The organism is gamma proteobacterium SS-5 (genome assembly GCA_009497875.2).
GTDB classification, from domain to species: Bacteria; Pseudomonadota; Gammaproteobacteria; order Chromatiales; family Chromatiaceae; genus Magnetovirga; species Magnetovirga frankeli.
The window spans coordinates 2983078-3005987 of sequence record CP032508.2 but is presented as its reverse complement, the minus strand read 5'-3'; the positions used below and the strand labels follow the sequence as shown (position 1 = coordinate 3005987).

Below are 22910 nucleotides of genomic sequence, written 5' to 3'. Positions count from 1 at the left end.
GCGTCCTGTATTGGCTCTTGCCTCGCCGTGTTTCGCAGCGGAGGTATTTAGCCAATGAATCTCGCCCAATACAGCCTGCTCAAGGCACCCATTGCTTGGCTGTTGTGCCTGCTGTTGCTGCTGGGCGGCTTCATCAGCTACCAGGGCCTGGGGCGTTTCGAGGACCCCGAGTTCGTCATCCGCCAGGCGGTGGTCACCACGCCCTATGCGGGGGCACTGCCGAGCCAGGTGGCGGACGAGGTCACCGACGTGCTGGAGACGGCCCTGCAGCAGATGCAGGAGGTCAAGGAGATCACCTCCATCTCCCGCCAGGGCAGCTCCCAGGTCAAGGTGGAGATCGCCCTGCCGTTCGCCGGCAGCCAGGCCGAATTGGAGCAGGTGTGGGACAAGCTGCGGCGCAAGGTGGCCGATGCCCAGCGCCGCCTGCCTCCCGGTGCCGGCCCCTCGGTGGTGAACGACGACTTTGGCGATGTCTATGCCCTGTTCTTCGCCGTCACCGGCGAGGGCTACAGCCTGAGCCAGATCCGCGACTACGTCGAGGACCTGGAGCAAGCGCTGCAACAGGTGCCAGGGGTGGCGCGGGTCGCCACCCTGGGGGCGCCCGAAGAGGTGATATTTGTCGAGATTTCTGATAGCAAGGCGGCCCAGCTGGGCATTCCCCTGGAGCAGATTCACCAGGCCCTGCGTCAGTTCGGCCTGACCAGCGCCGCCGGCGACCTGCGTGCCGGTAGCCAGCGGCTGCAAATCCAGCCGAGCAGCCGGGGCGATTCCCTCGCCGCCATGGAACAGATTCTGCTCGCCTCCGCCGATGGTCGCCAGCTGGTGCGCCTCAAGGATCTGGCCAGCCTCAGCCGCGGCTACCGCGAGCCGCCGCGGGTGCTGTTGCGCTACGACGGCCAGCCGGCCATTGGCCTGGGCATCTCCAACGTCAAGGGCGGCAATGTGGTCAGCCTGGGCGACCGGGTGCGCGAACGTCTGGCGCAACTGGAGGAACAGCGCCCCATCGGCATGGAGCTGAATATCACCTCCTATCAGTCGGACTCGGTACGCGCGGCGGTGGAGGGCTTTGTCGATAATCTCATCGCCGCCCTGCTCATCGTGGTGCTGGTGTTGGTGATCTTCATGGGCTGGCGCAGCGGCTTGATCGTCGGTGCCGTGCTGCTGCTGACGGTGGCGGCGACCCTGATCGCCATGTACCTGGACGACATCGCCATGCAGCGCATCTCCCTCGGTGCCCTGATCATCGCCCTGGGTATGCTGGTGGACAACGCCATAGTCATCACCGATGGCATCCTGGTACGCCTGCAGCGCGGTGAGGCAGCCATCAAGGCGGCAGTCGAGGTGGTCAGCGCCAGCCAATGGCCGCTGCTGGGCGGCACCCTGGTGGGGATTCTGGCGTTCAGCGCCATCGGCCTGTCGCCCACCGACATGGGCGAGTACGCCGGCTCCCTGTTCTGGGTCATTCTCTATTCCATGCTGTTCAGCTGGCTGTTTGCCGTCACCCTCACGCCGCTGTTCTGCGTGCGCTTCCTGCGCGTCAAGTCGGCCGCACCCGGCACCGCACCCGGCACGGCAGCAGCGCCGCTGCCGGTCTGGATGCGGCAGTATGCCGAGCTGCTGCGCTGGATGCTGCGTCGGCGCCTGCTCAGCGGCCTGGCCCTGCTGACGCTGCTGCTGGCGGCACTGTTCGGCTTTGGCTATGTACCGCCGGGCTTCATGCCGGAGTCGGCGCGGCCGCAGTTCGTCGTCGATGTCTATCTGCCCCAGGGCAGCGACATCCAGGCCACCGCCGATGTGCTGGCGCAGATCGAGACCCAGGTGGCGGCCAAGCCGGGGGTCAGCCACATCACCAGCTTTATCGGTCAGGGCGGTCTGCGCTTCATGCTCAGCTACACGCCGGAAGACCCCAACAGCAGCTACGGTCAACTGCTGGTGGACGTGACCGATGCCCGCCAGATCGATGCTCTGGTGGCGCAGTTGCAGGAGGAATTGGGGCTGCAGCAGCCGGACGCCCAGATCAAGGTGTGGAAGTTCATGCTCGGCCGGGGCGGTGGCAAGAAGATCGAGGCCGCCTTTCAGGGCCCTGATCCCCAGGTGCTGCGGAAATTGGGTGATCAGGCCAAGGCGATCATGGCCGAGGACCCCGCCGCCCTGGCGATTCAGGACGACTGGCGCCAGCGCGTGCCGCTGCTGCGGCCGCAGATCGATGCCCAGGCGGTAGAGCGGGCCGGGCTGGACAGCCAGATGATCCGCGATGCCCTGCAGCGCAGCTTCGGCGGCAGTCAGATTGGCCTCTACGCTGAGGGTGACCGGCTGCTGCCGATCATTTCCCGGCCGCCGCCGGCAGAATCCAGCCGTGCCGATGACCTGGCCAACGTGCTGCTGTTCAGCCCCCGTGCCGAGCGAGCGGTGCCGCTGAGCCAGCTGGTCAGCGAGGTCAGTCTGGTCTGGGAAGATGCCCTGATTCGGCGTATCGATGGGGTTCCCACCCTCAAGGCTCAGGCCGACCCGGCTCCGGGCGAGCTGGCCGGCAACCTGCTGCAACGGCTGCGGCCGCAACTGGAGGCCATGCCCCTGCCGCCGGGCTACGAACTGCACTGGCATGGCGAATACAAGGCCTCGCAGGAGGCCAACCAGGGCCTGGCCCTATCCGCCCCCTACGGCTTCGGCGCCATGCTGCTGGCGGTGGTGATCATGTTCAACGCCTACCGTCAGCCGCTGGTGATCTGGCTCACCGCACCCCTGGCGCTGTTGGGTGTCACCCTGGGGCTGCTGCTGTTTCAGGCGCCTTTCGAGTTCATGGCCATCCTCGGCTTCCTCAGCCTGATCGGCATGCTGGTGAAGAACGCCATCGTTTTGGTGGATCAGGCCGACGTCGAGATCCGCGACGGCAAGCCGGGCTTCCAGGCGGTGCTGGATGCCGCCGTCAGTCGCGCCCGGCCGGTGTTCCTCGGCGCCCTGACCACCATCCTCGGGGTGGCTCCCCTGCTCGCCGATCCCTTCTTCAAAAGCATGGCGGTGACCATCATGTTCGGCCTCGCCTTCGCCACCCTGCTGACCCTGCTGGTGGTGCCGCTGCTTTATGTGGTGCTGTTTGGTTTGCAAGAAGAACAGGGTTGATCCGCAGCTTGCGCAGTCGCAAGCAAAAACCGGATCGCAAAGAACGCAAAGGAAACGCAAAGGTCGCAAAGCCCAGGCAAGTTGCAGCCCCAGACCGGATGCAGGGAAGCGATTTTCTGAGCCTGTCGAAGAGCGGAATCCGGGTTGGATCACAGTGCCAGAGTGGATGTACAGGGGGTGATATCCGCCAAACAAAACAACCGTGATTTTGTTTCTACAAGCATTGCGATACTCGGCGTGGGAGAGATCAACTCTGACGAGCAAGCAAAACGACTGTCCTCCCGCGACACAAAAAGCATCGGCTGCAAGGGGGCTGCGCTCGAAGTACCAGAGAAATGCCTCGCTGATTTCTGCCTCTGCCTCGGGCAGAATATCAACTACAAAGGGAGTCACAGATCACTCAGTCTTGCTTTGGCTTCTGCCCAAGAAACGGCCTTGACTGTACCTACTCTTAGGGCTGCCTGCCGCGCCCTGATCTCTTGCCGCCAGGCTTTCGCGATTGAAGAATCTTCACTGCCTTGGAGACTATCGAGTAATGCTGCGGTAAGGGCCGAACGCTCGTCGGCTGGCAGCCCGAGAGCTTCGTCAAGAATGTGTTCTGCCTGGGTATTCATGGGGAAAAGTCTAGCACTCCAATCTGGCTCGGTCACTGCTTGCTTCGAGCCGATTACCACTCCATCGTTCAACCGGACGCACCGGATCTTGGCACCCTTTGCGATGCCATTTTTGCATCCAGCTTCGCCAGGTCAGGATTATTCAGCAGAGATACGCAGCGCCGCGGCGGTGGCCAGGGGTGAGAGCAGCAGGGCGCCGATCAGAATAGCCCCGAGCAGCGATAGGTGGCTCTCCGCTCCCAGGCCGGGGACAGACCACGTTTTTCGTTCCCACGCATCGCGTGGGAACGAAAAAACCGCCAGCGGGTATTGATCTAGGCTAGGCGCCTACAACTTGATGCCTGATTGCCCACAAGATTCAGCCAATCGGATAGGTCGGACCGCGGCCGCGTGGTGGGATGGCAGCTTGCTGCGCGGCGTGGCAGTCTACTTGCGGCGCGATCAGCGATGCCTTGGCAATGTCGCCCGGCAAAGCTGGCATCCCACCCAGGCCATGCACGGCCAGTCGAGCCAAGACCAGGCTGAGATACATGGGTAATCAGGTATTTGGTATGCAGTTCGGTCAGTGCTTCTTCCTGGCAATTGAACAGTCCGGCCTTCAGGGGAAATACCTATCGATGTCCAGTGCCCCATGAAACACGCCGAGCACATCAATCCACTTTGAATCTTCTCGACGCAGATACGCAATCCGGTAGTGTCCATAAAGCAGCACACGGATTTCCCCTTCTTTCTCTGCACGGTAGCGATAGCCTATGTCCGGGAAGTCGATGAGAACCTGCGCCTTATCGTAAATTCCGCGCACCACACGGGCGGCAGCAACGGGATTGTCCTGGGCGATATAGTCAAAAATATCGTGCAGCCATTGCTCGGCCTCGCGGGTCCATCTCAGCCTTGCCACTGCCGGATCCTGTGTTCCATTTCACTGTTTTCGATCATCTGGCCTGTGCGGCAATCTTCCAGTCCTTTTGCAATCATGCGGTCAAATGCTAACTCCCGCATGATTTCCTCGTAAGAAGCGTCCTCTGGTTGTGCCTTGAGGACATCCTGCGCCAGTTCTTTTGCTGTGGACATGGGTGTTATCTCCAATTACTGTAAAAGCCGCGAAGCGCTCGCTTGCTCCCTACCACCAAGGCCACTGATGATCCGGTCATCGGGCAAAACAAAGTGCCTGTCTTTTTGTTTTATCACGGCCTGAGCGCCGAGGAACGCGCCCGCCGCGGCATCAGCGATGGCATGTTGCGGCTGTCCATCGGCCTGGAAGACCCCAAGGACCTGATCGCCGACCTGCATCAGGCCCTGGCGGCTCAAGCCACATCCTCCTGAGGGGGTTGTTATGAATCCATCCCTCTGAGCGTTATTGCCCCGGTGTCTATTGATTGAGCCGGTAGCCGACCCCCTGCACGGTGATGATGAAGCGCGGGTGGGCGGGGTCATCGCCCAGGCGCTGGCGCAGTTGGCCCACCAGCACGCGCAGGTAGTGCACATCCTGCTGGTGGCCTTCGCCCCAGATGCGGCCGAGGATTTGCTGATGGGTGAGCACCTGCCCCGGCAGGCCGATAAGCAGCCGCAGCAGCTCGTATTCCTTGCGGCTCAGATGCACCGGCTGGCCATCGACGCTGACCTCACGGCGTGGCAGATCGACCCGCAGGCCCTGGCGATCATACAGCTGCACGGCGCTGCCGGGTCCCTCGGCCCGCTGGCGCAGCAGCACGCGGATGCGTGCCATCAGCTCGCCAATGGCGAAGGGTTTGGTGACAAAGTCATTGGCCCCGGCATCCAGGGCCTGGACCTTATCGCCTTCGCTGGCCCGCACCGAGAGCACGATCAGCGGCACCTGCGACCACTCCCGCAGCTGGCAAATGAACTCCTGGCCGTCCAAATCCGGCAGGCCCAGGTCGAGAATGACCAACTGCGGCTGCAACTGGGCGCACAGGCGCAGGCCTTCCTCGGCCAGGCGGGTCTCCGCCACCTCATAGCCCTGGGCCTCCAGGCTGATGCGCAGAAACTTGCGAATCTGCGCCTCGTCTTCCACCAAAAGGATTTTCATGGCTTGCCCTGATAGGGGATGCGGGGCAGCACTATACGCAAACAGGCACCCCTGCCGTCAAGCCCGCCATGGGCGCTGATCTGGCCGGCATGGGCCTCGATCAGACCGCGGCAGATGGCAAGCCCCAGACCCGTGCGCTGGCAGCGGTCACGCGGGTGGTTCGGTATCAGGGTGTGAAAGGGCATAAACACCGCCTCGCGCGCCTCGGCGGGGATTCCTGGACCCTGATCGCACAGCTCGATGTTCAGGGATTCCCCCTCCACCCAGGCACGCAAGCCGATGCGGCCCTCCGGCGGCGAGAAGCGGATGGCGTTGTCCAGCAGATTCACCAATACCTGGGTGATCAGGGTCTCCTGCACCCAGAGCAACGGGAAATTGGCAGCTATGTTCAGTTCCAGGCGCACCCCGGCCAGCACAGCCTGCAGGCGATTTTTCGCCTCGGCGATAAGGTCCTGCAGATCGACCCACTGGCGCTGCAGCACCAGCTCGCCCTGACCGATACGCGCCATGTCCAGCAGGTTCTGGATGTGTCGATCCAGCCGCCGGGCCTCGGCCACCACCGTCGCCAACAGGGCCTGACGGTCCGCCGGGCTGATCGCCTCGGCGTAGTCCAGCAGGCTGGTGGTGGAGCCTATGATCGAGGCCAGGGGCGTGCGCAGATCGTGCGATACCGATGATAGCAGGGCCGAGCGCAGCTGCTCGGCCTCGTTTTGCACCCGCGCCTGATCCAGATCGGCCACCAGCTGGATGCGCTCCAGCGCCAGCGAGGCCTGATCGCACAGGCTGCGGGCCAGGTCGGCCAGATCGGCATCCAGCGGCCCCTGCACCTGGGCCAGTCCCGCTGGGCGCTTGGCGCCACCCAAGGCGAAGGACTCGGCGGCGTTGGCGTTGTCTCCATCGGCCAGGGCCGCGACCAGGCGGCCATCCGCGGCGAACACAGCTACCGGCAAGGCCAGGGAGCGATGCAGATGCCCCGCCAGGGCCTGCAGTACCTGCTCGCCAGAGGCGGCGGAGACCATCTGCCGGCTGAACTCGTGCAGGTTGGACAGACGCGCCAGCGCCAGCTGGCGCCGCCCGCTCTCCTGATAGATGCGCGCTGCCAGATTGCCGGTGATGGCGGCGGTGAGGAGGAAAAACCCCAGGGTGGCCACATCGGCATCATCCGCCACCTTGAAGGTGTAATAGGGGCGGGTGAAGAAGAAATTGAACGCAAGAAAGCTCAGCAGGCTGGCCAGCAGGGCCGGCCCCAGCCCGGTGCGCGAGGCCACCACCAGCACCCCGGTGAGAAACACCAGCGACAGGCTGGCATGGGGCATCAGCTCCCGCAGCAAGAAGGCCAGCAGCAGGCTGATGGCCAGCACCGCCAGCAAGAGACCGAGCTGTTGGCCTATGCATGGACCCAGGAGCGCGCTTAATCCTGAGCGCGGCCCGCTGGCCCCTGTTGCAGCGGTTTGTAGCCTTACGCGGTTCATAACCGATGCATAAAAGATGGCCTGCGCGGCCGCTTGCTATGCCTGGGGCAATGCACTATATTTGCCTGCAAATGGGTTGCGACTGTGCCGCCGGCGCTGGGCCTCTGAGACTGTTCCGAGGCCCTTCTGCTTTCTGGGGCAAGCCGTTCAAGGCAATACCTACTCAGGCAACACATTGAACCCCGCCCCCGCTTGTTTCCCGCCTTATCCCGATAAAACTTGGTCTCCAGCAGCCTGGCTGCGCGGTTTTCCTGATCGGGCCGCAACACCGAAAGGCCTATGGGCCGTGCCGTCAGATCCGCCAGCTGCAGGCCTTCTGCGTTGGTTTTCTTGTCCGCAATCACCACCTCCAGACTGATACCCTGCTGAGCATAGGCCGCGTGGTCGCACAGGCGGCGAAATTCCAGCTCCAACTCCTGGTCTTCCTTCGCCCCTCGGGCTTCACAAACCACATGGGTCAGGCTCCCCTGCTGACCCTCCGCCACGAGCAGATGAAACAGGCTGTTCAAACCCTGGGCTAGCGCCAGATGATAGGCATGGGGCTCTGGCCCATAAGTTTGATTGAGGCGGTATTTGTCAATGGCGACCGCAATCAACTGAAAGTTGGCACCGGCAATGACCTCAGATAGTCCAGCTATAAAAGCATTGCGTCGAGTCAATGGCATCTGCTCGAAAGCACCCCTGCCGCGTCTGAGTTCTGCTTCATGCAACACCACCATGTCGTGGCCAAAGGTGGCAAATTTCAACGCCCGAATGGCGGGTGCAACCTGCTGGTTATACACGGACTTGCGAAAGACGCAGAAAGACAGCACGAAAACCGGATAACGCGGATCAATCGAAACCAAACTGTGGTCGCCGCTTTCATCAACGTAAACGACAAACTCGGAATAGGGCAGGTTGGGGCCGCGTTTTCTCATGCTGATTTCCAGGGCAAGGCCGAAGGTAAAAGAATCATAAAATTTTTACGCTTTTTTTATGTGCCATCGGCCAAGCCGGGGTCTATATTCCGCCCCCCATGGCGATCTGGACGCAGCACTCCCGCCGACCCGCGTTTCCCGGCGCGGGATCAGGCCGCATCATACCCCTGAACCCCGGCTGGCGGCGGCGCGGCTGATGCACTGGCGCGCCATTACTCGCCTGTTTGGCATCTTTTTGCTGCTCTACAGCCTGAGCTTCGCCCCCTCTCTGGGCGTTTCCTTGTTTTATGCCGATGCCCAGTGGCTGGTGTTCGTCAGTTCGCTGTTGCTCACCGCAGGCATAGGCCTGCTCCTCTGGCTGCCCAACTTCAAGGCCCAGGCCGAGCTGTCGGTACGCGATGGTTTTCTTGTGGTGACCCTGTTCTGGATCATCCTCAGTCTGGTTGGGGCGCTGCCCTTTAGCCTGGGCCTGCACCTGAATCTGACCGATGCGGTGTTCGAGTCGGTATCCGGTTTCACCACCACCGGGGCCACGGTGATTACCGGCCTGGATCAACTGCCGCCATCGATCCTCTATCATCGGCAACAGATGCAATGGCTCGGCGGCATGGGGGTGATCGTGCTGGCGGTGGCGATACTGCCGCTGCTGGGCGTGGGTGGCATGCAGCTGTATCGCGCCGAGGCCTCGGGCGTGGCCAAGCAGGAGAAGCTGACCCCGCGTATCGCCGAGACCGCGCGCGCCCTGTGGATGATCTATCTGTTGCTGACCCTGGCCTGTGCCCTGGGCTACTGGCTGGCGGGGATGCAGCTGTTCGATGCCATAGGTCACGCCTTCACCACGGTGGCCACTGGCGGCTTCTCCACCCATGATGCCAGCCTGGGCCATTACAACAGCCCGCTGATCGAGACCATTGCCATTGTCTTCATGCTCGCCGGCGGGGTGAATTTTGCCGTTCACTTCGTCGCCCTGCGCCGCGCCACCCTGCGCCCCTATGTGGCGGACACCGAGGTGCGCGTGTTTCTGCTCATCTTCGCCCTGTCCAGCCTGTTCATCGCCTTCAGTCTCTACTGGGTGCAGACCTACAGCGGTGCCCTGGAGTCCCTGCGCTATGCCGCCTTTCAGGTGGCCTCGATCCTCACCAGCACCGGCTTCGGCACCGCCACCTTTGCCGAGTGGCCGCTGCATGTGCCCCTGGTGCTGGTGATCCTCTCCTTCACCGGCGGCTGCGCCGGTTCCACCGCCGGCGGCATCAAGGTGATGCGCATCCTGCTGCTGGCCAAGCTGGGCCTGCGCCAGTTGTTCCAGTTGGCCCACCCGCAGGCGATTTCGGTGATCAAGGTGGGGCGCAAGCCGGTATCCGAGGATATCCTGTTCTCGGTCTGGGGCTTTTATGTGCTCTACATAGTCACCGCCCTGTTGCTGACGGTGGCGATGATGGCCGCCGGGCTGGACCTGGAATCGGCCTTCGGTGCCGTGGTGGCCACCATCAACCTGCTCGGCCCGGGCCTGGGCGAGGTGGCCAGTACCTTCGCCAGCGCCAATGATGCGGTCAAATGGCTGGGGGTGTTCGGCATGCTGGTGGGTCGGCTGGAGGTGTTCACCCTGCTGATCCTGTTCCTGCCCGCCTACTGGCGGCATTGAGCCAACAAATCAGTCAGGACGCATAGGGCGGGCCGCGCCCGCCGCCAAGCCACAGCAATGAAGCCTGCCCCTAGTGGTTGCGCGGCGGCCACGGGCCGCCCTATTCGATTGGCTGAGCTTTGTGGGTAATCAGGAAATTCTTTGCGTTCTTGGCGTGTCCTTTGCGTCCTTTGCGATCCGCTAGTTTTACGGAGACATCATGAAGATCATCATTCTGGGTGCCGGTCAGGTGGGCCGTTCGGTGGCCGAGAGCCTGGCCAGCGAGGCCAACGACATTACCGTGGTGGACACCCAGGCGCGTCTGCTCAAGGACCTGCAGGAGCACCTGGACATACGCACGGTGCAGGGCCATGCCTCTCACCCTGGGGTGCTGATCGAGGCCGGTATCGAGGATGCCGACCTGATCCTGGCGGTGACCAACAGCGACGAGACCAATATGGTCGCCTGCCAGATCGCCTCCACCCTGTTCCACACCCCGACCAAACTGGCGCGGGTGCGCTCCAATGACTACCTGCGTCATGCCGGGGTGTTCTCCGACAAGGCCATCCCGGTGGACTACATCATCAGCCCGGAAGAGCTGGTCACCACCTTTATCCGGCATCTGATCGATCAGCCGGGGGTGCTGCAGATACTGGACTTTGTCGATGGCAAGGCCCAGTTGGTGGCGGTGCGCGCCTATTACGGCGGCCCGCTGGTGGGCCAATCTTTGAGTAGCCTGGCGCAGCGGATTCCTGGGGTAGAGGCGCGTATCGTCGCCATCTTCCGGCGTGATCGCGCCATCATTCCCGATGGTGGCAGCGTGGTGGAGGCGGATGACGAGGTCTTCTTCCTCGCCGCGCGCGAACACATCCCCGCCGTGGTCAGCGCCTTCCGCCGCAGCGAGCGGCCCTACCGGCGGGTGATCATCTCCGGCGGCGGCAACATCGGCAAGCGCCTGGCGGCCAGCATCGAGGGCCGCTATCACACCAAGATCATCGAGATCGACGCCTCCCGTTGCCGCTATCTGGCCCGTACCCTGGAGCAGACGGTGGTGCTCAACGGCGATGCCGCCGATGCCGATCTGCTGCGCGAGGAGGACATTGCCGACACCGATGTCTATTGCGCTGTGACCAACGACGACGAGGCCAACATCCTCTCCGCCATGCTGGCCAAGCGGCTGGGGGCGCGCAAGACCCTGTGCATCATCAACCGCCCCAGCTACGTCGATCTGGCCCAGGGCACGGCGGTGGATATTGCCGTCTCCCCGGCCCAGGCCACCATCGGCTCCCTGCTCACCCATATCCGCAAGGGCGATGTGGTATCGGTGCATTCCCTGCGCCGGGGCGCGGCCGAGGCGATAGAGATCATAGTCCACGGCGATCGGAACACCTCGCGGGTGGTCGGACGGCGGCTGAGCGAGTTGGAATTGCCATCGGGTGCCAGCATAGGGGCCATTGCCCGCGGCGAAGAGATCCTGTTTCCGGGCAAGGGCTGCGTAATCCAGGCCGACGACCACGTCATCCTGTTTCTCGCCGACAAGCGCCAGGTGCCCAGTATCGAGCGGCTGTTCCAGGTTTCCTTCAACTTCATCTGAGTGTGCTCGAACTGGATCAAAGCCAATTCAACGCCCTGTGGTGACGGCTGGTTCAGCACTTGGCTGGGCCCATAGCTCCAGATTAAGCGTTGATGCCGATCCGGCTTGCCGCTGGTGCCGGTGATCGGTCCCTTTCCCATCTGCGAGATCTGGCCGTTTTGCCTCCTGTGTCGCAGCGCCAGACCTGCAAGTTCTGCCTGGGCGGATTTATTTCCCGGCCAATCTGCACTACCCTATAGGGGGTGTAACCGATTGGTCAATAAACTGTAATCTTTGCCTGGCGAGTCTCGTTACACAACCCCCGTTCTCACTCAGGGTATGCGCAGATTGAATAGACCGATTGCAAGGCCAAGACCCCTTGGCTGGGTTGCCGTCCTGGCGCTGCTGGGCTGGGCACCCCTTGCCCTGGCGCAGACGGCGTCCGCGCCGCAGATGGAGTGGGCGGTGATGGCCATGCAGCTGTTTGGCGGCCTGGCGCTGTTTCTGTTCGGCATGGAGCAGATGTCCGACTCCCTCAAGGCGGTGGCCGGGGATCGGATGAAAAACATCCTCGCCAAGCTCACCGTCAATCGCTTCATGGCCGCCACCACCGGGGCCTTTGTCACCGCCGTTATCCAGTCCTCTTCGATCACCACCGTGCTGGTGGTGGGCTTTGTCTCCGCCGGGCTGATGAGCTTTGCCCAGTCCATCGGCATCATCATGGGTGCCAACGTGGGCACCACCATCACCGCGCAGATCGTCGCCTTCAAGGTGACCAAGGCCGCCCTGCTGATGATCGGCGTCGGCTTCAGTATGCTGTTCTTCAGCAAACGCGACTCGATCAAACACTACGGCACCATGCTCATGGGGCTGGGGCTGGTGTTTTTCGGCATGAGCATCATGAGCGATGCCATGGCCCCCCTGCGCAGCTATCAGCCCTTTCTGGACCTGATGGCGAGCATGGAGAACCCCCTCATCGGCATCCTGGTGGCGGCCCTGTTCACCGGCCTGGTGCAATCCTCTTCGGCCACCACCGGGATTGTCATCGTCATGGCCAGCCAGGGCTTCATCAGCCTGCCGGCGGGTATAGCCCTGGCCTTTGGTGCCAATGTCGGCACCTGCATCACCGCCATGCTGGCGGCCATCGGCAAGCCCCGCGAGGCGGTGCGGGCAGCGGTGGTGCATGTGCTGTTCAACATCGCCGGGGTGCTGCTCTGGTTCTTCTTCATCCCCCAGTTGGCGGAGGTGGTGACGGCCCTGTCGCCGGCCCACCCCCAGTTGTCCGGGCTGGATCGGCTGGCGGCGGAGACGCCCAGGCAGATCGCCAACGCCCATACCCTGTTCAATATCGGCAATACCCTGATCTTCATCGGCCTGACCCAGTACATGGCGCGGCTGGTGACCTGGCTGGTGCCGGACAGGCCCGATGAGCTACAGGGCCTGGAGGTGCGCTCCAAGTACCTGGATGATGAGCTGTTGCAGACCCCCTCTCTGGCCCTGGACCGGGTGCGGCTGGAGGTGCTGCACATGGGCGAGAAGGTGGAGGCCATGTACCGCCAGATCATGCCGGCCATCATCAACGGCAATAAGGATCAGCTCAGTCATATCGCCCGCATCGATGACGAGGTGGACCTGCTGCACGCGCAGATCGTCGAATACCTGGGGGCGCTGAGCAAGGGCAGCCTGACCGACCGCCAGACCGATGAGTTCTTCGGCCTGATGGCGGCGGTGAACGACCTGGAAAACATCGGTGATACCATAGAGACCAATCTGGTGGCCCTGGGACGGCAGCGGCTGAATGCCAGCGTGGCCATCAGCAAGCCCAGCCGCAAGGTGCTGCTGGACTTTCACAAGGTGGTGCAGCGGGCCTTGTCGCTGGCCATCCAGGCGGTCTCCCAGAGCAATCTGGAGGTGGCCGAGACGGTGGTGCGGATGAAGCAGGAGATCAACGAACTGGCCAATTCCGCCGCCGTTCACCAGGCCGCACGGCTGGTGGCGGAGGAGCCCAACCGCATCCCCACCTATACCCTTGAAATGGATATCATCGATAAGCAGAAACGTATCTATTACTTCTCCAAGCGGATGGCCAAGTCGGTGCTTGCCGAGCTGGGTGAAGGCTGAGGGCCCGGCAATGCTGAAGAAACTGATCGACAAGCTGCGCCATCGCCTGGAGCAGGGCGAGAAGCACGGACGCCTGGATCAGACCAAGCTGGATGGCCTGCTGCGCAAGCTCTGCGCCAAGCAGCGCAAGCTGAAGAAAAGGCTCGCCGGAGAGGAGGAAAAGAGCCAGCGCAAGCGCCTCAGGCTGCAACTGCGCATCCTCCGCGCCGAACTCAAATTGGCCCTGAAGCGACGACGTGAATTGCGCAAGAAGTTGGGCGGGGATTAGCCCAGCCCACTCGCAGAAAAAACCGAAAATCGGCCCCGCCGGGCAAGCCCTGTTCGGTGCGCGGTTACCAAGCCTGCCCCTAATCTGCTAGTATCTCCCCAGATTCATTGAACCCATCATTTAAACGAACAAGGGGGCCATTGTGGCTGTAGTCGAACTGAATAAAGACAATTTTGAGCAGGTCATCAACGACAACGATTTCGTCATCATCGATTTCTGGGCCCCCTGGTGCGGCCCCTGCCGCAGCTTTGCGCCGACCTACGAGAAGGTCTCGGAAGACCATGCGAACATGGTCTTTGCCAAGCTCAACACCGAGGACGAGCAGGAGATTGCTGGACACTTCAATATCCGCTCCATCCCCACGTTGATGATCTTCCGCGAGAAGGTGATCATCTTCAGCCAGGCCGGTGCCCTGCCTGAACCCGCGTTCCGCGACCTGTTGCAAAAGGCCAGCGAACTGGACATGGCCGAGGTGCATCGCCAGGTCAGCGAGGAACAGGCCCAGGCCTGAAGCACCCCGTTGTCAAAGGGCATAAGTACAACAACGAACGGCCATGAGAAGGCCCTATTACCCCTGGAGTCTGGCCGCGCTGCTGCGGGGCCGCCCCACCCTGGGCGGCCTGCTGGAGCTGTGCGACGAAAACTACGGTCTGCTGCTGCGCCTGGCACCGGAGTTGCCCAGGCTGCGCGGCCACCACTGCACCCGTGCCGAAGACGGTGTGGCACTGCACCTGGAGATCCAGGCCCAGACCCCCTACACCAGCCTGCTGCGGCTGACCCACAGGTTCCAGGAAGGGGTGCAGGAGGTGGACGACCCGGCGGCCGGGCTGCGCGTCTATCATGACGCCCGCCAACTGGAGGTGCTGGAGCTGCGCCAGCAGGCACTGCCGCTGATCGGTCAGCCCTATGGCTCCGCCCTGCAACGCAAGTGGCGGCTGAATCTTTTTCTGTCCAAATGGCTGGGCTATTGTCTGCGCCAGGGTTACTATTTTGGTCAACACAGTCAGTGTCCCAGTGCCAGTGACCAGCCCGCAGCGGCTAACCGCCGACCCTTGCTGGTCGATGGCTGAGCAGCAGCGGCGGATGATGTGCAAACCTAATATGAGCGCCACCGTGAAAAGATTCGTTGTATTACCGCTGCTTCTGCTGCTGTTGTCCCCGCAGATGGCCTGGGCGGAGATCGATGGCAACCATGTTGTCGCCGAGAAGGACCTGACCCCCAGCCGCCTGCATCGGCAAACGGCGGTGATCGTGACCCGGGTGGTGGACCGCTACCACTTTCGCAAGGTTGAGCTGGACGATGCCCTGTCTGAGGGCATCTTCAAGCGCTATCTGGAGAGCCTGGACCCGAACAAGAGCTTCTTCAGCCAGCAGGACCTGGAGCGTTTCAAGCCTTACCGCAAAAAGCTCGACAATGCCCTGAAGACGGCCGATCTGGACCCGGCCTTCAGCATCTACCGCAGCTACCGCAAACGGGTGGAGAGCTGGACCGACTATGCCCGGGTGCTGCTGCGTGGTGATTTGGATTTCAGCATCGACGAGGATTACCGCTTCGACCGCAGCAAGGCACCCTGGGCGAAAAATGACACCGAATTGGCTGACATCTGGCGCAAACGGGTAAAGAACGACATCCTTTCTCTGCGCATGTTGGGCAAGTCCGAGCAACAGATCCAGGAGGACCTGGATAAACGCTACGAAAATCTCAAGCGGCGCATCCTCCAGTTCAGCGCCGATGACGTGTTCCAGGCCTTCATCAACGCCTACACCCTGACCCTGGAGCCACACACCAGCTACATGTCGCCCGAGGTGTCGGAAAACTTCGACATCAGCATGCGCCTGTCCCTGGAGGGCATAGGCGCGGTGCTGCGCAACAAGAACGAATACACCGAAATCGTGCGCACCATCCCCGGCGGTCCGGCCGAGGAGAGCGCCCAGCTGTTCAAGGGCGACCGCATCCTGGGCGTGGGCCAGGGCCAAGGCTCTGAGGTGGAGAGCGTGGTGGGCTGGCGCCTGCAGGACGTGGTGGAGAAGATCCGTGGCCCCAAGGGCACCACGGTGCGCCTGGAGGTACTGCCGAAAAAGGCCCCGGCCGGCAGCCCGCCCAAGCTCATCGAACTGGTGCGCAACAACATCAAACTGGAGGATCAGGCGGCCAAGAAGTCCATCATCCAGGGCCTGCCCGGCATGGGCGGCAGCAAGATCGGCGTGATCGAGATCCCCGCCTTTTACCGTGACTTCCAGGGGCAAAGCAGTGGTGACAAGGACTTCCGCAGCACCACCCGGGACGTGCGCCGTCTGCTCAACGAGCTGAAAATGGCCGAGGTCGAGGGCGTGGTGATCGACCTGCGCAACAACGGCGGTGGCTCATTGACCGAGGCCACCGAGCTGACCGGCCTGTTCATCCCCACCGGCCCCGTGGTGCAGGTGCTGGACTCCAACGGCCATCTGGACATAGAAAAGGACCAAGACCCCGAAGTGGTCTATCGCGGCCCCCTGGCGGTGCTGGTGAACAGCGACAGTGCCTCGGCCTCGGAGATCTTCGCCGGTGCCATCCAGGACTATGGCCGTGGCATCATCATCGGCGAGCCCACCTTTGGCAAGGGCACGGTGCAGACCCTGATCAACCTGGGCCGCTTCATCCGCAACGGCGATGAAGACCTGGGCCGACTGCGCCTGACCATGGCCCAGTTCTACCGCATCAGCGGCAGCAGCACCCAGTTTCAGGGCGTGGTGCCGGACATCAGCTTCCCCCATGCCGGCGATGAAAAGGACCAGGGTGAACGCGCCCTGGAGAATGCCTTGCCCTGGGGCAGCATAGAACCCGTGCACAATGTGGAGCTGATCAAGGATCAGGGCCTGGAGCAGGTCCTGCCCGCCCACCGGCAGCGCATCGACAAGGACCCCGGCTTTCGCTTCCTCGACGAGGAGCACCGCATCGTCAAGGAATTGCGCGAACGCGACCATGTCTCCCTGCTGGAAAGCAAGCGCAGGGCCGAATGGCGCAAGACAGAGGTGGCCCGCCGCGCCAGTGAGAACCGCTTTCGGCGCAGCGTAGGCCTGCCCTTGTTACCGGAAAACCCCGACGAAGAGCACGACGAGGACGACGAAGAAGGGCGCAAGGCCATCGCCCAGATCGAGGTACGCGAGGCCGCCACCCTGCTCGCCGACTTCATCCGCCAGCAGCAAAGACCATCGCCCAAGACCCGCGCCGCGGCCTTGTTTGATCTCTAGGCCCAACCCGCCCGTCGCTCAGCGGGTTGAGTTCAAAGACTCAATGGCGCAGATACACATCATAGCGCGTGCTCTTGCCGGATAGGACCAGGTCCGGCTTGGGCCCTGCCAGGGGTGCGGCCAGACGGGGGCGCTTCACCACCACGCGCCTGTCGGCCAGGCCCAGGGCGCAGGCAAGCAGCTCATTGGCATCGGCATCATCCCCCAGCAGTTGGCGCAACAGGCGCATCTCCTTCTTCACCAGAGCGGTCTTCTTGCGCTCGGGGAACATGGGGTCCAGATAGATCACATCGGCCCCTTGCTCGGCACACAGCCGGGGCAGAAGCTCCAGGGCATCGCCCGGATGCAGTCGCACCCGCCGCGCCAGCCAGTCCGCCAGATCGGGCTGCAACGAGGCCCGCTGCAGGCCATCGGCAAGCAAGGCGGCAATGATCGGGGAGCGCTCGATCAGGCGGACCGAACAGCCCAACGAGGCCAGCACCAAGCCATCCTTGCCCAGCCCCGCCGTGGCATCTATCAGCTGGGGATTGGCCCCATCCTTAAGCCCCACCGCCCGCGCCAGGGCCTGACCGCGACCCCCGCCAAAGCGGCGTCTGTGGCCCATCTGACCGGCAACAAAATCCACCTGCAGCGGTCCCAAGGGGGCAGCGGGCAGCAGTGCCAGACCGGTCTGATCCAACCTCAAACAGGCGCTATCCCCCACCTCGGCCAACAACGGCAGGCCAAGGCGCTCGGCCAAGGCCCGCGCCTCGGCAAGCCGTTGCGGATCGGCATAGAGACCAGCAAGAGACAAAGGAAGGGTGACCGGATCGGTCATCGGGTTTTTTAACCTAAGGATCATCCTAAAAAGAGCATTTGGCCACAGAGCCACAGAGCACACAGAGAAAAAATCAATGAGTTAGAAAGCGAACATTCAACACCTTCTAGGAGCCTGTCGGGTTTAGGTGTCCGTAGCGAGCAAGGTGGGAGAACGAGAACAAATTTTCACGATTTTGAGGCGCTGAGTTGGCCTACGCAACGAAAAATCGGGGCCAATGTTCAAAATAATTCTGGGCCGTTCTTCCCACCGGCGCAGTAGGAGCATCCTAAATCCGACAGGCTCCTAGGTGAGTCTGGTCTGAGGTGTAACTCTTTGAAACAACTCTGTGATCTCGACTCTGGCTGGCCTCCTGCTTCGTTCTGCCTCCTCCGTCCCCGGAGTCGTCTGTGTCTCTGTGGCTTAAATGAGGAATATAGGATCATGAAGTGGGAAGCGCCACTTCGGAACATCACTCCTCAGTGTGCCCTGTGGCTAGATCGTCGTTCATTCGCGTTCGTTTGCAGACTTAAATTCAATGGCTGGTGCCGGAAGAGCGGCTCAGCTTGTTGTGCACGTTGTACTTGCCTGAGGGCTTTTTCATCGGCAGGCGTTTGATCTCTTCCAGGGTCTTGGCGTCGTAGATCACCAAGGCACCATCCAGATCCCAGATGCTCACCAGGGCGTAGCGGCCATCCTTGGTGAACTCGACGTGGGCCGAGGTCTTGCCCGGTGCCGGGCGCAGGGTCTTGACGATCTCCAGGCTCTGCTTGTCGATGACATGCATGGCGTCGCTGTGCTTGCCGAAGAATACGTCCACCCAGGCGTAGGGGCTGTTCTCGTGGCTGCGCATGAAGAAGCCCGGTCCCAGGGTTTCTATCTCCTTTACCGGCTGCCAGGTCTCGATGTCGAACAGGCTGATGCTGTTGGCGCGGATGTTGGGCGTGGCCAGCACTGTGGTGTTGTTCCAGGGCCAGCTGATGCCGGAGCTGAGATGGGGCATGCCGGGCAGGTCGATGCTGGCCACCACCCGGCCCAGGTCCAGGTCCACCACCTGGCCCTCGCCGCCACGGGCGGTACCGGCGATCTGGCTGTAGTCCTGGGTAAGGAAGAAGTCGTCCAGATAATCCTCCACCAGGATGCGGCGGATGGGGAAGTGGTTGGCCTCGTTCTGCTCGCCGGAGTCATCCCTGTGGTCGTGAATCCACTGGCCGAAGCCCTTGGGCGGCGGTATCTGGTAGCTGATCTCCCACACCTCGGGGACATCCTTGAGGGCGACGATGAAGCTGGAGCGCGGGTCGGCGGTATATACGGCACTGACCCGTGAGCTGTTACCCCTGAGGTCCCTGGCCTCGATCAGCTTGACCGGCTTGAGGGTGGCAGCGTCCAGGATCACCAGGTTGTGCGGCAGGTAGTTGGCGACCATGACGAAGCGGCCATCGTGGGACACCGCCAGGTTACGGCTGTTGATACCGGCGCGCACCTCGGCCACATAGGTCAGGTTGAAGGTGTCGAACTTGCTGATCCAGCCATCGCGGGAGGCGAAATAGACGTAGCGGCCGCCCTCGGCGTACTTGGGCCCGCCGTGCAGGGCATAGCGGGTAGGGAAGCGGTGGATGGGCTCGAAGCTATCGCCATCGAGCAGGGTGGCGTGGTGATCGCCCAGCTCGACGACGATGAACAGGTTGTCGATATCCGCCTGGAATTTGGGTTTGTCCGGCAGGCTGCCGGGCGGGTGGTGCTGGATGTGGCTGGCGAGGATCTCGGCCTCGCCCCAGCGGGGGATCTCGGGCAGCGGGGTGAAGATGTAGTCCACCAGGGCCTGGATGCCGGCGGCATCGATTTGATTCTTGTAGCCGATCATCTGGGTGGCGGCACGGCCCTCGGCGATGACCTTGGCCGCCTGTTTGGGCTTGAGTCGGCCCATGTTCTCCGGCAGCAGGGCAGGGCCGGTACCGCCGAGCCGATCCGCGCCATGACAGCTGGCGCAGTGCTGCTGGTAGAGGGCGTTGGCATCGGGGCCAGTGGGATCGGCTGCCTGAGCCTGGCTAGTCTGCAGACTCATTCCCATAATAAGGCCCAGAATCAGAGCAAGACTGGCAAAGCGAAGGATGCCCCATTTCGAGTCCCGAGTCCCGAGTCCCGAGTCCCGAAGCTGGCAATAGGGCGCAGGATTTTGCGCAGATGCCTGAGCCCAAATCAGACGCAACATCTTCATGGCTGCACGTCTATCCGATACAGATCGTGACAGGCCAGGCAGTTGCCCATCAGCTCGGTCAGCTGTTGCAGGCTGTGGCTGGCATCGCCGAGGGATTCGGCATCCATCGCCAGCTGGTCGAAGCGCTGGTGGGTGTCCGAGCCCAGCTTCATGAACTGCATCGGCAGTTTTGCCCTCAGGCTCTGGGGCACGGCATGGGCGGCGGCCCGCCCGGCCTTGCGTGCGGCCTGGGCGATGGCATCGGCATCCTCCTGCAATACGCCTTGCAGCACGCCATGGGCCGAGGTGAGGAAGGTGCGCATCTCCTCCAGCACATGGCCGCGCTCGTCGGCGTTCAGCAGCAGCGGGCTGCGCTGGTCCTCAGCGGCCTGGGCGGTGGTGAGGCCGAACAGGAGCAAGGCAAAAGCGAATAAGGACGCAGAGCTCGCAAAGAAGCGCAGAGGGCGCAGAGTCTTTGAGGCACTTGATTGTTCCCACGCTTGGCGTGGGAATGCAGCCTTTGACGCTCCAGCGTCAAGTGACGGGACGCTGGAGCGTCCCTTACGGCATTCCCACACTGGAGCCTGGGAACGATCGAATCGACTCCGCGTTCTCTGCGCTTCTCCGCGCTCTCGGCGTCCTAAAATTTGTAATATCTTCATCAGGCTACCTCTGCAGTCAGGGTGGGGCTCAGGCCAATTTCTTCGTCGTCCAGGTAACAGCCTGGGTCTTCCGCCCAGGGGTTGCCGGTGAGGCGCCAGGCGCGGGTGCGGCTGTTGCCGCCGCAGATGGGGCGGTACTGGCAGACCGCGCAGCGGCCCTGCAGCGGGCGGTTTTTCTGTTTCAGTCCGGCCATCAGCGGCTCGCTGGTATCTTGCCATATCTCGGAGAAGGGCCGCTCTTTCACATTGCCCAGGCTGTAGTCCCACCACATGGTATCCGGGTGGACACGGCCCTCGTTGTCGATGTTGGCGATATTGACCCCGGAGGAATTGCCGCCCCAGCGCTCCAGCATGACCTGCAGGCGCTCGGCGTGCTCGGGGATGTGCCGTAGCGCCCAGAGCAGGAGGAAGGGACCATCGGCATCGTTGTTGCCGGTGACGAACTCGCGCTCGCGCCCGGCCTGCACGTCAGCCCAGCAGGTGTCGAAAATCAGCTCCATGGCCTGGCGGGTGACCCGGTGATGCAGGTCATCGCGGCGGTTGCGGTAGCCGCGCCCGGCGTAGTTCAGGTGCGACAGGTAGAGCTTGTCTATGCCCTCGTCATCCATCAGCTGGAGGATCTTGGGCAACTCGGCGACATTGTCCTGGGTGATGGTGAAACGCAGGCCGACCTTGATGCCTGCCCGTTGGCACAGGCGAATGCCCCGCATGGACTCGTCGAAGGCGCCATCGCGGCGGCGAAAGCGGTCGTGGGTGGCGCCTATGCCATCCAGGCTGACGCCGACGTAGTTGTAATTGACCGCGGCGATCTGCGCGATATTGGTCTCGGTGATCAGGGTGCCGTTGCTCGACAGGCCGACATAGAAGCCCATGTCCTTGGCGCGCTGGGAGATGGGAAAGATGTCCGGGTGCAGCAGGGGCTCGCCGCCGGAGAGGATCAGCACCGGCACGCCAAAGGCCTTGAGGTCATCCATGGTGCTGTAGATCTGCGGCGTGCTCAGCTCGTGGTCAAAGTCCTTATCAGCGGAGGTGGCATAGCAGTGCTTGCAGGTGAGGTTGCAGCGGCGCAGCAGGTTCCAGATCACCACCGGCCCAGTGGGCGCCACCTTGGTGGGGCGCACCGACTGACCGCGATGCAGGGCATGAAGATAACGGCTGATTCGAAACATGGATTTACCTGACGTTAAAAAGTTTGCCACCGGTGGCGAGCGGCCAGCTGCCAGCCGTCAGCGGCCAGCTTGTAGGCCAAAAAGCTGACGGCTGACCGCTGAAGGCTGGCGGCTGGCTTCACAACCTCATCCCGGTTTTTTTCAGGACCTGGCTGCTGAACAGCACCTCGTGGCCCTGGCTTTGGCTGGCGAAGCGCTGGGCCATTTTCGCCACCTTGGTTTGCACCTGCTCGCGGTTTTGGCCGTGGACCATGGCGAACAGATTGTAGGGCCAGCGCGGCGGGCGGCGGGGGCGGCTGTAGCAGTGGCTGACGTAATCCAGCGCACCCATGGCTTGGCCGACTTGCTCAAGCTGCTCATCGGCGATGTTCCACACGCTCATGCCGTTGGCGCGCAGGCCCAGCTTGTAGTGGTTGGGCACCAGGCCGATGCGGCGGATGACGCCGGTCTCCAGCATGCGCGCCAAGCGCTGCAATAGCTCCGCACTGGTGCAATCCAGCTGCTCGGCGACGGCCCGGTAGGGCTCGGCCAGAAGCGGCAGGCCGGCCTGGGTGGCGCTGACGATGGCCTGATCCAGCCCATCCAGCACCTGCCCCGGCAGCTGTGGCGAGGGGATGGGCCGGGTCTGGCAGCCGCCCTGCTGGTCCAGCTCCAGCCAGAGGCCGAGGTAGAACTCACGCTGCTTGGGGAAGTTGAACACCTCCAGGCCGGTGGCCTGTTCGATCTGGCGGCAGGCGCTATCTATGCCCTCCGGGCTGGCGGTGGCGAGCACGAACCACATATTCAGCTCGTGCTCGCGGCGGTAGTTGTGCGCCACCTCGGGCATCTGCGCTAGCCGCTCGGCCACCTGGGCATAGTCCGACTCGGGCACCGCCAGGGCGGCGAGGCTCAGGCCCCCACCGAGGCGCTCGGCGTTGAACAGGGGACCAAAGCGGCTGAGCCAGCCCTGTTCAAGCAAATCCTTCAGCGCCTGCAGCAGGCTATTAGAGTCGCTGTCCAGCGCCTCGGCCAGCGCATCGAAGGGCCGTTCACAGAGGGGAAAGCCGCCCTGATAGCGATTGATCAGGCGGCGCTCCAACTCGGCCAGTGGGGCCTGATCGGG

The 22910-nt window shown here is 62.7% G+C and carries 20 protein-coding genes; 9 read left to right on the top strand and 11 right to left on the bottom strand.

The features are described 5' to 3' along the window. The first annotated feature begins 54 nt into the window (after positions 1-54). Positions 55-3120, top strand: a complete 3066-nt coding sequence (locus D5125_01945) for an efflux RND transporter permease subunit (protein ID QFY88338.1) — start codon at positions 55-57, stop codon at positions 3118-3120. A gap of 389 nt (positions 3121-3509) precedes the next feature. Here D5125_01945 and D5125_01940 read toward each other — a convergent pair whose 3' ends face one another. The 3 genes from D5125_01940 to D5125_01930 form a co-directional block, all read right to left on the bottom strand. Beyond that, positions 3510-3734 (bottom strand): addiction module protein, encoded by a 225-nt coding sequence (locus D5125_01940; GenBank protein QFY88337.1) that lies wholly within the window; start codon positions 3732-3734, stop codon positions 3510-3512. 598 nt (positions 3735-4332) lie between these two features. Further along, positions 4333-4632: a type II toxin-antitoxin system RelE/ParE family toxin gene (locus D5125_01935; protein QFY88336.1), complete on the bottom strand. Its 300-nt coding sequence runs from the start codon at positions 4630-4632 to the stop codon at positions 4333-4335. Further along, the gene (locus D5125_01930; protein QFY88335.1) at positions 4620-4805 is read right to left on the bottom strand and encodes a hypothetical protein; all 186 of its coding nucleotides are present in this window, start codon (positions 4803-4805) and stop codon (positions 4620-4622) included. Before D5125_01930 ends, D5125_01935 begins: the two co-directional genes overlap by 13 nt. A 42-nt stretch (positions 4806-4847) precedes the next feature. Between D5125_01930 and D5125_01925 the strand changes: the two genes are divergently transcribed. Further along, positions 4848-5057 (top strand): PLP-dependent transferase, encoded by a 210-nt coding sequence (locus D5125_01925; GenBank protein QFY88334.1) that lies wholly within the window; start codon positions 4848-4850, stop codon positions 5055-5057. 46 nt (positions 5058-5103) lie between these two features. Here the strand turns inward: D5125_01925 and D5125_01920 are convergent, their stop codons facing one another. The 3 genes from D5125_01920 to D5125_01910 form a co-directional block, all read right to left on the bottom strand. Then, positions 5104-5781, bottom strand: a complete 678-nt coding sequence (locus D5125_01920) for a response regulator transcription factor (protein QFY88333.1) — start codon at positions 5779-5781, stop codon at positions 5104-5106. Beyond that, the gene (locus tag D5125_01915) at positions 5778-7151 is read right to left on the bottom strand and encodes a DUF4118 domain-containing protein (GenBank protein QFY88332.2); all 1374 of its coding nucleotides are present in this window, start codon (positions 7149-7151) and stop codon (positions 5778-5780) included. The genes D5125_01920 and D5125_01915 overlap by 4 nt, the downstream gene beginning before the upstream one ends. Before the next feature lie 98 nt (positions 7152-7249). After that, the gene (locus tag D5125_01910) at positions 7250-8170 is read right to left on the bottom strand and encodes a DUF3800 domain-containing protein (protein ID QFY88331.1); all 921 of its coding nucleotides are present in this window, start codon (positions 8168-8170) and stop codon (positions 7250-7252) included. A gap of 196 nt (positions 8171-8366) precedes the next feature. Between D5125_01910 and D5125_01905 the strand changes: the two genes are divergently transcribed. From D5125_01905 to D5125_01875, 7 genes are all read left to right on the top strand, one after another. Then, entirely contained in the window at positions 8367-9812 is a 1446-nt protein-coding gene (locus D5125_01905; GenBank protein QFY88330.1) for a potassium transporter, read from the top strand. 199 nt (positions 9813-10011) lie between these two features. Beyond that, entirely contained in the window at positions 10012-11385 is a 1374-nt protein-coding gene (gene trkA / locus D5125_01900) for a Trk system potassium transporter TrkA (protein QFY88329.1), read from the top strand. A 318-nt stretch (positions 11386-11703) separates the two neighbouring features. Then, a complete protein-coding gene (locus tag D5125_01895; protein ID QFY88328.1) occupies positions 11704-13485 on the top strand; it encodes a Na/Pi cotransporter family protein in 1782 nt (593 codons plus the stop codon). A gap of 10 nt (positions 13486-13495) precedes the next feature. Continuing rightward, complete coding sequence (locus D5125_01890) at positions 13496-13753, top strand: hypothetical protein (GenBank protein QFY88327.1); 258 nt, start codon at positions 13496-13498, stop codon at positions 13751-13753. Positions 13754-13895: 142 nt separating this feature from the next. Then, positions 13896-14264, top strand: a complete 369-nt coding sequence (trxA, locus tag D5125_01885; GenBank protein QFY88326.1) for a thioredoxin — start codon at positions 13896-13898, stop codon at positions 14262-14264. Between the two features lie 43 nt (positions 14265-14307). Then, positions 14308-14823, top strand: coding sequence for a DUF1249 domain-containing protein (locus D5125_01880; GenBank protein ID QFY88325.1), 516 nt, complete (start codon positions 14308-14310; stop codon positions 14821-14823). Positions 14824-14854: 31 nt separating this feature from the next. Then, positions 14855-16984: a carboxy terminal-processing peptidase gene (locus D5125_01875; GenBank protein QFY88324.1), complete on the top strand. Its 2130-nt coding sequence runs from the start codon at positions 14855-14857 to the stop codon at positions 16982-16984. Between the two features lie 40 nt (positions 16985-17024). On the opposite strand, the gene D5125_01870 is transcribed toward D5125_01875, so the two are convergent. The 5 genes from D5125_01870 to D5125_01845 all read right to left on the bottom strand — a co-directional run bounded on the left by D5125_01870 (position 17025) and on the right by D5125_01845 (position 22895). Next, on the bottom strand, positions 17025-17801 hold the full coding sequence (locus D5125_01870; GenBank protein QFY88323.1) for a class I SAM-dependent methyltransferase: 777 nt from the start codon (positions 17799-17801) through the stop codon (positions 17025-17027). 514 nt (positions 17802-18315) lie between these two features. Further along, positions 18316-19851 carry a c-type cytochrome gene (locus D5125_01865; protein QFY88322.1) on the bottom strand — a complete coding sequence of 512 codons (1536 nt, stop codon included), beginning with the start codon at positions 19849-19851 and terminating at the stop codon, positions 18316-18318. 143 nt (positions 19852-19994) lie between these two features. Continuing rightward, positions 19995-20396, bottom strand: a complete 402-nt coding sequence (locus D5125_01860) for a cytochrome c (protein ID QFY88321.2) — start codon at positions 20394-20396, stop codon at positions 19995-19997. A gap of 242 nt (positions 20397-20638) precedes the next feature. Then, positions 20639-21808, bottom strand: a complete 1170-nt coding sequence (gene nirJ, locus D5125_01850; GenBank protein ID QFY88319.1) for a heme d1 biosynthesis radical SAM protein NirJ — start codon at positions 21806-21808, stop codon at positions 20639-20641. A gap of 118 nt (positions 21809-21926) precedes the next feature. Then, a complete protein-coding gene (locus D5125_01845; GenBank protein ID QFY91032.1) occupies positions 21927-22895 on the bottom strand; it encodes an Lrp/AsnC family transcriptional regulator in 969 nt (322 codons plus the stop codon). Between the last annotated feature and the right edge of the window lie 15 nt (positions 22896-22910).